Origin of the sequence: Bradyrhizobium sp. CB82 (assembly GCF_029714405.1) — a bacterium.
Taxonomy (GTDB): domain Bacteria; phylum Pseudomonadota; class Alphaproteobacteria; order Rhizobiales; family Xanthobacteraceae; genus Bradyrhizobium.
This window is the reverse complement of record NZ_CP121650.1, coordinates 4,859,855-4,873,987: the sequence shown is the minus strand read 5'-3', so window position 1 is coordinate 4,873,987 and position 14,133 is coordinate 4,859,855. Positions and strand designations below refer to the sequence as shown.

Here is a 14,133-nt window from a genome sequence, read left to right as displayed (position 1 = left end):
GCTAGCTTGGGACACCCGGCTTCTTGCCGCGCCCGAGCGCGAATTGACCGACCGGGCCCTCTATATGGAATTCCAGCTCCGTCATTTTCGCAAACAGATCGATGTTGATGCTACCGATGGCGCAGCCGCCGAGGCCCATATCGGTCGCCGCCAGGTAGAACGTCTGGATCATGCTGCCGACATCCTTCAGGATCAACGAATAGGCGATTGAGCTGTATTTCCAGGAGATCCGCCCAAAGCGCGCCGCGATGGTGATCAGGATTTGCGGCTGACCGGGCGCGTCCATGGCGAACTGGGCGGCCACCGACAGCGCCTGGAGTTGTTGGACGGAGGTGCTGATCGCCACCAGCGCGTGGCTCCCTGCGTCGTAGTGGTAGAGTCCGCGCGCAAGGCCTTCGCAGTTCGAGACCGTTAGGTACAATTCCAGCTCGTACGCGCTGCCCGCCGACGGATACGGCCTTGTGCTGTAGGTGACCTCAGGACCGCCATCAAAATACGGGCCGCCCTTCCATTCGGACACGACGCGTGCCGTGGTGTCGAGAAATTGCGCGAGTTCGCTGAGCGTGACGGGATGCTTGTCGTCGAAATCCCGTGTTGAATGGCGTTCGCGCAACAGCTTCGCGAAGAAGGTGCTTGGCTCCGAGGCCGAGAATTTGCACAGCTCGATCCTGCTGCCGGGCCAGGGCGGACGCACCGCGGGCGGCGGCGGAATTGCACCCGCATAGGTGAAGGTGGCGCCGACCGGATTGGCCTGCCGGCCCTCCGTACTCCGCGTGTGAAAAACCAGATCATGGAAATCCCAGAGAACGAGATTGCCGTCGCCTTCATTCATCCGCAAGCCGTGGCCGCCTTTCGCATCGAGCTTGAGCAGGATCTGGCTTTCCAGCAATAGTTCGAGCAGATAGAGGTTGAAGGGGGCTGCCTGCCGGTTGAGCTTGCTGATCTTCTGAGGCCGCGACAGCGCGGCGAGGGTGGCGGCGATGGCGGGATCGCCAATCCGGAACAGCGCGCCGGCGCGTGGCGATTCCAGCACCATCTCATTGCCGCGCCGGCGCAGATAGGCAAAACGCGACAACACAACGGTATCACGAGTGCTCAGCTTTGCGCGTCGCGGCCAGTATTCGGGGACCTGGGGCTCGATGACCACGAGGTCCTGCTCGTCACGCGGGGAGGAGACGAGGTATTCGAGAAGCCCCTGCCGGGCCAACCGATGCACCAGGGTGTCGACTTCCCTGGCGAGGAGGCTCTTACCCGTAAAGGAAGCGAGCGGAAGGCCAGTACTCAGATCTCGCGCGCGGTCCATCGCGGCCTCGCTGAATTGTCCGAGGCTGACGGAATAGTCGCCCAGCGAGGCGGTGATGTTGCCGTCCGCCTGCATCTGAAGGGAGAAACGATGACTCAATCGGGCAGCAATGCCTGGCGCGATCTTCCTGGTCGGCTTTTTCCGGGGAGCGCGCACGAAAGAGCCGCCCTTCAGGTGTGTGGAAGGAATGAAGTCAGTTCGCTTTCCAGTCGCGGCCGCTCCAACAATCCAAGCTTCACCGGCACGTCGTAAAGGCGGCCCGGCGCGAAGCGGCGATAGAAATGACGCAAGCCCGGAACGAGCACTCTAACGACGGGAACGTCAACGTCGGGCCGTGTCTGGTCAAGCACGAGGAAATCGTAACCGGCACGGGTGGCGATCTCGACGCAGGCATTGACCTGGTCACGCGTATTGTTCTGAACCTTGAAGCTCGGCGCTGGGGGGATGATCGGGCTCTCGCCCGGTATCAGGAACGGGTAATCTTCCAGGCGCAGCGGTGTGACACCATCAAGTGTCGGCTTCTCGCCGCTTCCGCCGCCCATCATGCCGACGGACATGAACTGGGTCAGTTCGGTGAGGGAACGCAGCAGGGCTATACGACGGTCGAAATGCGCGCCGGAACCGAACTCGATATTCTCGTGTCCATTCTGCATCCAGTGCATGATCGCCACGTAAGTCGGAATGCCGAGATCACTGGTGACGTCGAGCACCCATAGCTTGCGTCCGACTTCCGCAAATTGGGCTTGGAGGTCCCGGACATAGAAATCGTCGAATTGCTTGAGGTCGACCTCGGCGCGCTGCACCCGGTTGTACCACCAGATCGCGTAGGCATCACGCTCGATCAGTTCGAGGAAGCCCTGAACGATGGCTTCGTCCCGGGTGTTGCCGGCCGCGCAGCCGTTGGAATCCGTGTGAAAGCCGCCATAGAAGAAGTACAAGAGGCCGGTGGGAAGATATTTGAAGCGCTTGTCGCGCAACGATGAGACCGGCGACCACTCGGTCCTCATCGAGGGCTCGAACGGCTCGGGGACCGGATGGGGATCGTCCGGCTGCTGAAGGATCCTATTCTTGAACTGCGTTTCGCTGAAGAGCTGGATATCGTTGGGGAGAAGGGCATCACCAGGCGCGAAATCGACGAAGCGGCGCGTCGTCCTGATCTCGTCACCCTGGAAAATACCCGAATAGCGCTCGATCGACTCCATCAGCGCGCTGGCCTCGCCCTGTTCAGCTGTCGAGCCCTTGCCAAAACTGCCGCCGCTCAATCCGGACCTGAGCTGGTCGATGCTTCGGGCCGGCGCTGAGAAATTGTGCTGGGCGAAGTAATTGGTATTCATCGGTAGATCGGCATCGATCCGCTCAAGCCTGGACACCACGCCGGTCAGCGGGCTCACATGCTTGCGGAAGCGCGCGACCGTCGCCCGAGACGTCACGGTGCGATATCCACCGCTGGTCATGACGAGCTTCTTGCCTTCGGCGATCTCAACCGGCGTCGGAGATCGGCGCGGGTTGTGCAGCTTCTTATTGCCGCAGGTCGGACATTGCGGGCGTCGCGCGACGTAGTGCTTGGCGATGACGGCGCCGGGCAGGTCGAAGCTTGCGATGTGATCGCTGAGGTCGGTGCGAAAGCCCGAGGCGATTGCCTTGGCGATCTCGACGGCTGCGAAATGGATTGGGGTCTGTCCGACGGTATCGTTGACGAGCGGCGATACGGCGACCACACGCGCCGGTGCCCGGTCAAGAAACCCCTTGATCTCCCGGTTGCGGATCATGCGATCGAACAGGCAGGTCCAGCACGAGCTCTCACCGGGATTGAACATGGGCCCGACCAGCGGAAACGCGCCGGACGGCTGTACCAGCAGCCAGGGCGTCTTGCCGGCCACACGCTCCTGGTTCAGTTGAGCGAGTCGGCGGTCAAGATAATCGTTCACCAGCGTGATCTTGAGCTTCGGCGAGCGCTTGGCGATTTGAACGCCGAGCTTACCCAAGGCCGCCGTTAGCTCCTTGGCGCCTTTGACGTCAATCGCCTCGACCTGAACGGAGCAATTGCGGAGATTCTGTTCCGCGACCTCCAAAGACAAGCCAAGGCTTGCCCAAAAACCACCGATGGAGTCGTCGAATGCCTGCACGGTCCGCGCAACGACATATCGTCGATCGAGGAGCCTCTGGATCGCTTCTTCGATCTTGTCCGCCGGGAAGCGCCTTGAAAGCTGGCGAATGATCTCCGGGCTCGCCTTGCCGTGTTTTCCGATCGCGGTGGCCAAGGCGCAGTAGAGTTCGCCATGCAGGAAGAACTTGCGATCCTCGGAATAGAGGCAAACCGCGTCGGGAGGCAGGACATAGGCGGTGAAGTTCGGTGCAAATCGCAGAAGTTGTTTGCCCGCAACACGGGTCTTGCGATTGGCAGTCATTGAGTCAGCACGCTGATCCTGTTGCCGTTACGTTCGATGGCCGGCGCAAGACGGATGGTCGCGCCCGCGCGCTGGTGTTTTCGCGAGAGAGTGGAGCAAATTCGCCAGTCACCGGCAAGCCGCCGATGTGAGCGCTGTCGCGAAACCAAGCAATGGGCCGGCCCCTTCTCGAGGCCGGCCAACGATATATCGGCTTGTGGACACGCCATCGGAACGCGCCGTGGCCTAGCACCAGCGGCAGCGGCCCCACGATGCGCAGCAACCTGTGCAAGCCACGCCGCATCCCACCACGGCACATCCGGCACATCGGCAACCGACGCCACAGCGACAGCCTCGGCATGCTCGACAGCCTCTGCAGCCGCGGCAACCGCCGCATCCGCGGTAGGCCACCTGCACGCCGCCAGCCACGTCTTCCTTGTCGAAGAGATGGAAGGTTGCGAGGCTGACGTCGGCCATTTCCTCTTCACCGAGCGTAATTGCCTGACCGGGTACAAGGTTGGGCAAATGTTGTACGTCGGCTGTCGGCACAGCCGCTGCTGATGCGCCTCCCGCTAGCGAAAACGTCAACCCTGCGGCTCCGAACGCCGGTACGGCGACTTTGGTGACTCGCTTCTTCCGTTTAGAAGATTGCTTCGCCTGCCGCATGGTCGAACCTCCGCGCGTTGCAAGAAGCATCCCAGCCGCGGTAACTCTACGCCCAGGAAACAGGGCAAGCAAGAATCACGCGTACCAGACGTGGCGACGCACGTTCCGGATGTATTCATCTTCATGAACAGAATCCGCACTTCCCGTTGACAGGGCATCGACCATCCACGCAACGTCGCGCACGTGCTCCGAGTGCAGCCTGGTGCAGTGCCGCAATTGCTTCCAAGCCTGAATGGAGAGATCGGCGTGGCGGATCAATTCGGACGTTTCGCTTGGTACGAACTTCTGACCACGGATGTCGCGGCGGCAGGCGCTTTCTATCGCAGGGCCGTCGGCTGGAGTGTGAAGGATGAATCGACTCCGGAGCTGCATTACACGGTGCTCAGGAGCGGCGGCGCCCCGGTAGCCGGAATCATGGATCTTCCGGAAGAGGGGCGGAGATTGGGGGCAACGCCGAGATGGATCGGTTACGTCGCCGTCGATGACCTGGATGGGGCCGCCGCGCAGGTCAGGCGCCTCGGAGGCAGCATCCTTGTGCCGCCGACCGACGCCAATATTGGCCGAATTGCAGTCGTTGCAGATCCGCAAAAGGCGACGTTTGGGCTGATCGAGGAACCGACACGCGGCCGGAAACCGGACAGGCTTGACGAGCCGGCGCGCGTTGGCTGGCATGAGCTGTTGGCCGACGACCGGAACGTGGTCTTCGATTTCTACAGGGCGCTATTTGGTTGGCAGAAGGCCGACGCTCAAACCGAACCGGCGGACTTGTATCAATTGTTTTCGGCAGGTGGGCAGACGGTCGGCGGCATACTCACAAAACTTCCGAGCGTAGCGCAGCCGTGCTGGCTGCATTACGTCAATGTCGACGACATCGGCGCTGCCACAAGGCATGTGAATGCTGGCGGAGGCCGGATCCTCCAGGGGCCGATCGAATTGCCTGATGGCTGCTGGATCGCGCGATGCGTCGATCCTCAAGGCGCCTTGTTTGCATTGCAGGGGGCGCGAGATCAGACAGGCATCGAGCGATCCGCTGCTTCGGAAGTCGGGTGGTCCGCCAAGTGGGGTGGCATTGCTTCTCAGGGCAGAATGGTGTTGCCCAAGCCAAAGCGCTAGCGTGTGCCTCGCGCCGGTGCGGCCCTAGACCGCGCCGGGAGCAGGGGAGGCCTGCGATCGCGCCTTTGGGCCCGGTTCGGGCCAAGTTCTCGTTGCGCGGGGCCACCCCGTGCGCTATCCGGCCGGAAAGGCCTGAGGCGGCTTCCAAATTTCCCCGCCCGGCCGACTCCAACCAGGACGGAAAACCGCCATGCCAGCCTATCGCTCCCGCACCACCACCCACGGCCGCAACATGGCGGGCGCGCGCGGCCTCTGGCGCGCGACGGGCATGAAGGATGCGGACTTCGGCAAGCCGATCATCGCCGTCGTCAACTCCTTCACGCAATTCGTGCCGGGCCACGTCCACCTGAAGGATCTCGGCCAGCTCGTGGCGCGCGAGATCGAGCAGGCCGGCGGCGTCGCCAAGGAGTTCAACACCATCGCGGTCGACGACGGCATCGCCATGGGCCATGACGGCATGCTCTACAGCCTGCCGTCGCGCGAACTGATCGCCGACAGCGTCGAGTACATGGCCAACGCTCATTGCGCCGACGGCCTCGTCTGTATCTCCAATTGCGACAAGATCACGCCCGGCATGCTGATGGCGGCGCTGCGGCTCAACATCCCCGCGGTGTTCGTTTCGGGCGGGCCGATGGAGGCCGGCAAGGTCAAGCTGCACGGCAAGACGCATGCTGTCGACCTGATCGACGCGATGGTCGCGGCCGCCGATTCCAAGGTCAGCGACGACGACGTCAAGGTGATCGAGCGCTCGGCGTGCCCCACCTGCGGCTCCTGCTCGGGCATGTTCACGGCCAATTCGATGAACTGCCTCACCGAGGCGCTGGGTCTCGCGCTGCCCGGCAACGGCTCGGTGGTGGCGACCCATGCCGACCGCAAGCGCCTGTTCGTTGAGGCCGGCCACACCATCGTCGATCTCGTGCGCCGCTACTACGAGCAGGACGACACTTCCGTGCTGCCGCGCAACGTCGCCAACTTCAAGGCGTTCGAGAACGCGATGACGCTGGATATCGCGATGGGCGGCTCGACCAACACCGTGCTGCATCTGCTTGCGGCTGCCCATGAAGGGCAGGTCGAGTTCACCATGCGCGACATCGACCGCCTGTCACGCCGCGTCCCCGTGCTGTGCAAGGTCGCGCCTTCCGTCGCCGACGTCCATGTCGAGGACGTGCACCGCGCGGGCGGCATCATGGGCATCTTGGGTGAGCTCGATCGCGCCGGCCTGATCGATACGAAGGTTGCGACCGTGCACGCACCGACGATGGCGGATGCGCTGGAGCGCTGGGACGTCAAGCGCTCGAAGAGCGAGACGGTCCGCACCTTCTATCGCGCCTCGCCCGGCGGCATCCCCACGCAAGTCGCCTTCAGCCAGGAGCGCCGCTATGACGAGCTCGATCTCGATCGCGAGAAGGGCGTCGTCCGCAACCTCGAACACGCCTTCAGCAAGGACGGCGGCCTTGCCGTGCTCTACGGCAACCTCGCGCAGGACGGCTGCATCGTGAAGACCGCCGGCGTTGACGCCTCGATCCTGAAATTCTCCGGCCCCGCGCGCGTGTTCGAGAGCCAGGACGCAGCGGTCGAAGGCATTCTGGGCGGCAAGGTCGTCGCCGGCGAAGTCGTGGTCGTGCGCTACGAAGGTCCGCGCGGCGGCCCCGGCATGCAGGAGATGCTCTATCCGACCAGCTATCTGAAGTCGGTCGGCCTCGGCAAAGCCTGCGCGCTCGTCACCGATGGCCGTTTCTCCGGCGGCTCCTCGGGCCTGTCGATCGGCCATCTGTCGCCCGAAGCCGCCGAAGGCGGCAACATCGGCCTCGTGCGCGACGGCGACCGCATCGCGATCGATATCCCGAATCGCAGCATCCAGCTCGATGTCTCCGACGAGGAGCTGGCCGAGCGCCGCGCTGCGGAGGAGGCGAAGGGTGCGAGCGCGTGGCAGCCGCAGAACCGCAAGCGCAACGTCTCGACTGCGCTGCAAGCCTATGCCGCACTGACCACCAGCGCCGCGCGCGGCGCCGTGCGCGAGGTAAAGCGGCGCTCGAACTGAGTGGCGCTATCGCGCGCCGCGACGGCGATCGCGGCGTGCATGGTCAATGACGCGTTAGCGGCCGGCCAAAATTGCCCGGTCGCACGGCCATTGCCATGACGGGCGCAGCGTCCGCCGGCTGCTACAATTGCTACACCTCGCCGCCGTGCACGACCTGCTACCAGCAGCAATACGTGGCCCCGCAATATCGCACCGTCGATGAGACCGTGATGGTCTCGCCCGGCTACTCCTACTGCGCCCCGGTCGTCTCGCCCTGCGCGTCCTGCGGCGGCTACTGAAGCGAATCAGCTGCCGACAAAAAAGCGCGGCGCCCTGCCGGTGCCGCGCTTTCGTTTGAAGCGAACGAGGCCCGGAGTTGGAGACCAGTCCAACCGGGCCTCGTAACCGGCGACGCCCTGGGCGGCGGCGCCGATGTCGGGAATTGAGTGTGCGTCCGCCCCGCGTGGCGACGGCGGCTCGCGAGCTTTGCAGCCTAAGGGTCCAAGCTGACGGCGACCTTACAGGCGGTTCCGGCGGGCGCTTGCCAGCTGCCCCGGTCCAACTTCGCGTTGCCTTTGCGAACCGCCTGCGTTAAGCGACTGAAATTCCTGCTTCGGAAGGGTGGCCGAGTGGTTTAAGGCACCGGTCTTGAAAACCGGCGTGCCCGCAAGGGTACCGTGGGTTCGAATCCCACCCCTTCCGCCAATATCGTTCTCACCGTTCTTCCGAACCAGTCACGGTATGGCATTGAAAATTCAATAACTATCTGAGCTTGGGGAGCGACCATTTCTAGCAATTGCGGTGACAAGCTACGGAGCTGTGAGGTTTCAAGGCCTTGCGACTCCCTTGATCAGGGCACTAGCCGTCGTCAACTTAAACGTGTATGCTGGCTCTGTTTCATCCACAACCCTAAGCCGATGAGGCTCAAATGTTAAAACCTATTGTCGTTTCACTTTCTCTCGGAATGATTGCTATCGCGGGCGTGAATCTTCGTGCCTCGCCAGCCGCTGCTGCGTGCAACTACAGCAGTGACTATGCAAGGAACTGCGCGGATGCAGTTAGCGATGCGGCCGGAAAGGCCGTTCAGTACAATTCCAATAGTTATCGCGACATCGAAAAGCGCGTCGACAGCCTGCGGGGCGCCGTGAAGGAATGTTACGACTGCGCGATGGAGCACGTTGAAAGGGGAACAAACAGCGCCTTCAGCACATCGACATCGACGTCGACATCAACCGACGACGGCAACTAGTCGTCGCAGCGCGGGGCTTCGGTCCCGCGTTTTGCTTTCAACCCTCCGGCGCTGCGTCGTCGCGCGGGTTCGATTGGCGCAGATTTTCGATATCAATGTAGCGAACCAACTGCCGCGCCTCGTCGCCCGAGTTGGGCAAATGCCACAAGGCACGCCGCGCGATCTCACGCAGGAGCGCGACTTGGTCTGGTGCCGGATGCGGTCCGGGCATTCGCTCGCTCGCGGCTAAGGCGCCGTCAACGATATGGTGTGCGGCCATGCGAGCCCATGCTTCGCGGTCGCTTTCCTCAAGATCACGCATATCTACGAGCCTTCCGGACAGCGAACTCGACTCACGACCGCGGATTTCACGGCTATTCCTTGCCCTCGATGGGGCTCCTGCAGAGAACGGCCCCAGCGCACGAGGCTGGCCGACACGCCGGAGCTGTCCCCCTGTGCGCACCGCCGCGCGCAAAGCCACTGTACCGGGAAGAAGCGGTAAAGCGAGACGTGCTCTCGGAGTAGCCCAGAAGCGCCGTTGACTCGGGAGATCATCAGGATGATCCGGCCATGCCAGTGTGTGTGGCAGCGGTCCGGTGGGCCGATTGAATTGATAACGGGGCCCGCTCAGCACCGCGCCTCATTCAGCCCGACGACCCCCCGTCATCGATAGAGGAAGGCCGTGGGCGATCAGCTCTCGATTTGCCTCACCGTCGAGATCGGCCATCGACCCTCATGCCCCGCGATCGAGATGCGGAGTCCATGCTCATCATCGAGGAAGACGCCATCGATTGTGCCAGCCTTGCCGTCAGTCAAGACGACGGCCTTGCCGACTAGCTCTTTCTCGGCCTCGTGCAATTCGCGCAAGATGTTCATGGCTCGTTGGTCGCCTGTGCTCGAGGCGCTCATGGTGCCAACTCCAAACGGGCCGCCGGTCGGCGCGTCAAGCGAGGGCGATCTCAACAACCTCGCTGAGCTTGTTTTCGGCGTCGTAGATCTTGACCTGAAGCCGAGGGTGTCGGTGCTTCAGCTGTGTGCCAGCTTCCAGGGCGCTCGCTTTCGCCGCGAAGGTCGCCTTGACATGACCGTCGACGATTAAGGCATAACCGGTCCTTAGGGGTTCAATCGACGCCTTGGTGGTGCGGGCGGATGCCGCTGGCGCTACCAGCCTGCGCTTCTCGCGCATGGGAAAAACTCCGCTTGTCGGGGACTGCTGATCAACTGCCCGGGCTCCCGAAGGTTCCTGCCATTAGATTCGCGCCAACGCCACAGACGGCCCGCACGCGCGGTTTTGGAAATGCAACCCGTCCGCGCGAAAGCGAACCGAGGCATACAGCCATGAAAGCGGTCTGCGAAGCGCCTCGCAAGTGATCGATTCCTAGGGGCGTGGATCGGCGGTGAGCTACTGCTGATCGTGGGTGTGCCAGGCTCTAGATTGAAGGGCTGGGACCTCCGCAGTGCTCAAGGGTTCTGAGCAGGCGCCCGTGCTGGCAGTCATGCTGCTTGTGGGCGAAGGCAAGCAAGCCCAGGATAATCAAAGCCGCGACGACACACGCGGCTACGAGGTTCTGCGTCATGGTGCCACTCCAGGTAAACTGTGACTGGCTACTCGGCATCATAACGCGCGGCTCAGAAACACAAAATCCACCGCGTGAAGGCCTCACGGGTGGTGGATCAGATCGGGCCGTGTCCTGCGGAGCAGGGGGCATCTATCGGCCGTATCCCTTGCGGGGAGCCTCGCATTCCAGCCTGGAGAGCGTGTCCTTGCGGGGCCCCTTGGTCCAAGCAGGCAGACACTGACATCGCGGCCGTCCGCCAACGGTGCACCTGCGGACTCTTGACGGCCGACTCTGGCCGGAGTCTGCTCAGCGGGATGGGGCGGGATCAACACATGGACCTTGCGGCTAGCATTGAGCCGAGGTCTATTGCCGTTCCTCGTATTTATTGCAGCGAGGATCTCCCCGTTTCACCCGAGTAAGCTCCTGAAACGGCGGGTCACAGTGCAGCAGCGTGTACTCGGTGTCAGAAGGCGCCGGCAGGCGCCAGCAAAGCGCTTCACCAACGGGCACGACGTACGAATCCCCGCTGCTTATCGTATAGCTGCACGACGGCTCAGGCTTTTTGGTCTTCTCTTGGTCTTGTGCATGAGCCTGGGCCAGCGATGCCATTGTGAAGAACGCCACGGACAAGACACGCATTGCTCTCTCCTCTCGCGATGGCGCGCACACTCTTCTCACTCGGGATAACGGTTTCGTTCCGGTAGTTGCGCTATGGACATTCTCAGGGACGGGGCGCCGGGCTCCTTCCCCCGGCGCCCCGGTTGCTCAAAGCCAACCCCACGAGGCAGCGATTGGCTTGGCGCAAGGAAGAGATCAGTCGGGGAGGCAAGAAATTCCCGGATCCGGGCCGCGTTTTCATTTGACGACCCGATAAGCCTTCGCTCGCTTGCGCCGTATACCGGCGTCTGGGCCTTGCTGTCCGCGGCTCATGATGCCGATCCGCGAACATCGTCGGGCCGCCTCGCTCGACCACCAACGACGATTTTGCGTCGCCGCAGACCACGGCGCGAGCCCATGCTATGTCTCGGTGTCGGAGGATGAACGTGCGTCAGCGGTGACCGCGACCAATCAGTTCTCTGGGTGATGACAGGCGACACCCTGATCACCATCAGCCCGCCATTCCGGATACACCGTGCGGCACACATCGGATGCGCGCGGGCAACGGGGGTGAAAGTGGCATCCTGCGGGCGGATTGGCGGCGGAAGGGATTTCACCGAGAATGCGCGGCATTTGGCCTCGTATCCCCGGGTCGGGGATGGGCGAAGCATCGCGCAGCATGCGCGTATAGGGATGGCGCGGTGCGCCGAACACGCGCGCGACCGGGCCGCTCTCCACGATGCGTCCAAGATACATCACCGCGACGCGTGAGCAGAACCACCTGATGACACCGAGATCGTGACTGACGAACACGAAAGTCAGGCCGCGTCGCGCCTGCAGTTCTTTCAGCAGCAGCAGCACCTGGGCCTGAACGGAGACATCGAGTGCGGAAACCGGTTCGTCGGCGACGATCAGCTCGGGCTCGACAGACAGGGCGCGCGCGATCCCGACACGCTGACGCTGGCCACCGGAAAACTCGTGCGGGTGGCGGTCGTAGGCGGACGGCGGCAGACCGACTTCGTCCAGCAATGCGATTGCGCGTTCGCGTGCGGCACGACCGCTGGCAAGACCGTGCACGGCAAGCGGCTCCGTCAGGGCCTGGCCGATCGTGCGTCGCGGATTGAGTGACGAATAGGGGTCCTGGAAGACGATCTGCATACGGCGGCGCAGCCGTTGCAGCACGGATCCATGGGCGCCGGTCACGTCGATGTCGGCGAAGCGGACGCGGCCGGCATCCGGCGGAATCAGGCGCAGCACGGCGCGCGCTGCGGTCGATTTGCCGCAGCCGGACTCGCCGACGAGGCCGAACGCCTCCCCGCGCGTCACCGCGAAGCTGACGCCGTCGACGGCGCGGACGATCGTTGTGACCGGGCGCGGGAAGCCCTTGGTGACCGTAAAATGCTTGGCGAGGTCGCTGACCTCAAGCAGAACTTGGGAGGCCGTCATTGGGCATTCGCCTTCGGATCGGTCACGTCGTAAAGACCGTCACCGACGAGGTTCAATCCCAAGACCAATGCAAGAATGGCCAGGCCCGGCCATATGCACAGCCATGCTGAATCGAGAATATTCTCGAATCCGTCCCGCATCATGCCGCCCCAGGTCGGCGTCGGCGGTTTGACGCCGAGCCCGATGAAGGAGAGCGAGGCTTCGGTGCGGACTGCGGTCGCCATCCAGAGCGTGCCCATGACCAGGAGATCATTGACGATGTTGGGCAGCACATGCACGAGCAGAATGCGCAAATGCGAAAAGCCGAGCGCGCGGCCGGCCTCGATGAAGGCGCGTTCCCTAAGCACCAGAACGGGTGCTCGCGCAATGCGCGCGAAGGGGGCTATTGCGGTGAGCGCAATCGCAATGACGAGATTGGTGACACTCGACCCGAGCAACGCCACCATGATCATGCCGAGGATCAGGCTCGGGAACGACAGGAGGACGTCCATCAACTGCATTGTGACAAGATCGAAGCGGCCGCCGACATAGCCGCTGATCATGCCGATCGCCCCGCCGACGATGACGGCGCCGGCGATGGAAAGGAAGGACACGAGCAGGGACACCCGCGCGCCCCAAAGCAGCCGTGACAGCACGTCGCGGCCGAATTGGTCGGTGCCGAGCAGATACTCGGAACCGGGTCCCGCCAGGCGATCGAGGATGTTCTGTTCGAGCGGATCGCGAGGGGCGAGCCATGGTGCGAGCAGCGCCCCTAGCACGACGATCGTGCAGAGGATAACACCGGCGAGTGTCGTGGGATCGGTCAACAGCCGGCCGGCCATCGCACGCCATGGCGAACGTGGTGCGGAAAGGGCCACATCGGTCATTGCTTAACCCTTGGATCGATGAGGCCATAGCTGATGTCGGTAATCAGGTTCACGACGACGATCAGGAAACAATAGATCACCATCATGCCCTGCAACATGGTGTAGTCGCGCTGCGTCAGCGCGCTGACGATCACCTTGCCGAGGCCGGGCCGGTTGAAGACGATTTCGGTCAGGACCGAATTGCCGATCAGGATGCCGACATAGAGGCCGACCACCGTGACCACCGGAATCAAGGCATTGGAGAAACCGTGGCGCCAGATGATGGCGCGCCGCGGCACGCCCTTGGCGCGCGCAGTGCGGATGTAGTCCTCCCCGAGAACCTGCAGCATCGAACTGCGCGTCACGCGCACGACGTAGGCTGCCATCACGATGCCGAGAGTGATCGCGGGCAGGACGAGTTTGTGCAGGCCATCGACCCAGTCGCCCGGGCGCGGATTGCCGATCACCGGAAAGAGGTGCAGTTGCAGCGCGAAGACGATCAGGAGGAAAATACCCGAAACGAAGACGGGGAACGACAGCCCGAGCAATGAAAGCAGGCGTGTCAGCACGTCGATCGTGCCATTGCGATGTAGCGCAGCGAAGATGCCGGAGGGGATGCCGATCAGGCAGCCGATCGCCATGGCCGCCAGCGTCAACACGATGGTGTGGGGCAATGCTTCTGCAATCTCGCTCCAGACCGGGCGGTGCGTGACCATGCTGATGCCGAGATCGCCGCGCAAAGCATGGCCGAGGAAGTCGACATATTGCGCGCCGATCCAGCGATCGAGGCCGAGTTCTGCGCGCAAAGCGGCGAGGGCGTCCGGGGTCGCCCGATCGCCCAGGATGGCAATGGCCGGATCGCCCGGGACCACACGCACCAGCAGAAAGACGAGCGTCAACACCGCGAACAGCGTTGGTATCGAGGCGAGCAGTCGACGGATGATGAAGCCAATCACGAAGCGATCCTGT

14 protein-coding genes and 1 tRNA gene are annotated in these 14,133 nt (G+C 62.9%); 6 read left to right on the top strand and 9 right to left on the bottom strand.

Features of this window, described 5'->3' with window-relative positions; all coding sequences use genetic code 11:
- Nucleotide 1: 1 nt before the first annotated feature.
- Together QA640_RS23660 and QA640_RS23655 are read right to left on the bottom strand one after the other, a co-directional pair.
- Nucleotides 2–1,378, bottom strand: coding sequence for a SagB family peptide dehydrogenase (locus tag QA640_RS23660; RefSeq protein WP_283042866.1), 1,377 nt, complete (start codon nt 1,376–1,378; stop codon nt 2–4).
- A 95-nt stretch (nt 1,379–1,473) separates the two neighbouring features.
- Complete coding sequence (locus QA640_RS23655; protein WP_283035358.1) at nt 1,474–3,711, bottom strand: TOMM precursor leader peptide-binding protein; 2,238 nt, start codon at nt 3,709–3,711, stop codon at nt 1,474–1,476.
- 852 nt (nt 3,712–4,563) lie between these two features.
- On the opposite strand from QA640_RS23655, the gene QA640_RS23650 reads away from it, so the two are divergent.
- The 5 genes from QA640_RS23650 (at nt 4,564) to QA640_RS23630 (ending at nt 8,738) form a co-directional block, all read left to right on the top strand.
- Nucleotides 4,564–5,469 (top strand): VOC family protein, encoded by a 906-nt coding sequence (locus QA640_RS23650; RefSeq protein ID WP_283035357.1) that lies wholly within the window; start codon nt 4,564–4,566, stop codon nt 5,467–5,469.
- A 190-nt stretch (nt 5,470–5,659) separates the two neighbouring features.
- Nucleotides 5,660–7,510 (top strand): dihydroxy-acid dehydratase, encoded by a 1,851-nt coding sequence (ilvD, locus tag QA640_RS23645; protein WP_283035356.1) that lies wholly within the window; start codon nt 5,660–5,662, stop codon nt 7,508–7,510.
- 95 nt (nt 7,511–7,605) lie between these two features.
- Complete coding sequence (locus QA640_RS23640) at nt 7,606–7,788, top strand: hypothetical protein (RefSeq protein WP_283035355.1); 183 nt, start codon at nt 7,606–7,608, stop codon at nt 7,786–7,788.
- A 316-nt stretch (nt 7,789–8,104) separates the two neighbouring features.
- Nucleotides 8,105–8,194 (top strand) — tRNA-Ser (locus QA640_RS23635).
- Between the two features lie 223 nt (nt 8,195–8,417).
- Nucleotides 8,418–8,738 (top strand): hypothetical protein, encoded by a 321-nt coding sequence (locus QA640_RS23630; RefSeq protein WP_283035354.1) that lies wholly within the window; start codon nt 8,418–8,420, stop codon nt 8,736–8,738.
- Nucleotides 8,739–8,775: 37 nt separating this feature from the next.
- Here the strand turns inward: QA640_RS23630 and QA640_RS23625 are convergent, their stop codons facing one another.
- The 3 genes from QA640_RS23625 to QA640_RS23615 all read right to left on the bottom strand — a co-directional run bounded on the left by QA640_RS23625 (nt 8,776) and on the right by QA640_RS23615 (nt 9,903).
- The gene (locus QA640_RS23625) at nt 8,776–8,949 is read right to left on the bottom strand and encodes a hypothetical protein (RefSeq protein ID WP_283035353.1); all 174 of its coding nucleotides are present in this window, start codon (nt 8,947–8,949) and stop codon (nt 8,776–8,778) included.
- 458 nt (nt 8,950–9,407) lie between these two features.
- Complete coding sequence (locus QA640_RS23620) at nt 9,408–9,626, bottom strand: PRC-barrel domain containing protein (RefSeq protein ID WP_283035352.1); 219 nt, start codon at nt 9,624–9,626, stop codon at nt 9,408–9,410.
- Between the two features lie 34 nt (nt 9,627–9,660).
- A complete protein-coding gene (locus QA640_RS23615; protein WP_283035351.1) occupies nt 9,661–9,903 on the bottom strand; it encodes a hypothetical protein in 243 nt (80 codons plus the stop codon).
- Nucleotides 9,904–10,174: 271 nt separating this feature from the next.
- Between QA640_RS23615 and QA640_RS23610 the strand changes: the two genes are divergently transcribed.
- A complete protein-coding gene (locus tag QA640_RS23610; RefSeq protein ID WP_283035350.1) occupies nt 10,175–10,318 on the top strand; it encodes a hypothetical protein in 144 nt (47 codons plus the stop codon).
- 321 nt (nt 10,319–10,639) lie between these two features.
- Here the strand turns inward: QA640_RS23610 and QA640_RS23605 are convergent, their stop codons facing one another.
- The 4 genes from QA640_RS23605 to QA640_RS23590 all read right to left on the bottom strand — a co-directional run bounded on the left by QA640_RS23605 (nt 10,640) and on the right by QA640_RS23590 (nt 14,120).
- Complete coding sequence (locus tag QA640_RS23605) at nt 10,640–10,915, bottom strand: hypothetical protein (protein ID WP_283035349.1); 276 nt, start codon at nt 10,913–10,915, stop codon at nt 10,640–10,642.
- A gap of 429 nt (nt 10,916–11,344) precedes the next feature.
- Complete coding sequence (locus QA640_RS23600; protein WP_283035348.1) at nt 11,345–12,319, bottom strand: oligopeptide/dipeptide ABC transporter ATP-binding protein; 975 nt, start codon at nt 12,317–12,319, stop codon at nt 11,345–11,347.
- Nucleotides 12,316–13,185 (bottom strand): ABC transporter permease, encoded by an 870-nt coding sequence (locus QA640_RS23595; RefSeq protein WP_283035347.1) that lies wholly within the window; start codon nt 13,183–13,185, stop codon nt 12,316–12,318. Before QA640_RS23595 ends, QA640_RS23600 begins: the two co-directional genes overlap by 4 nt.
- Nucleotides 13,182–14,120, bottom strand: a complete 939-nt coding sequence (locus QA640_RS23590; protein WP_283035346.1) for an ABC transporter permease — start codon at nt 14,118–14,120, stop codon at nt 13,182–13,184. The genes QA640_RS23595 and QA640_RS23590 overlap by 4 nt, the downstream gene beginning before the upstream one ends.
- Nucleotides 14,121–14,133 lie beyond the last annotated feature (13 nt).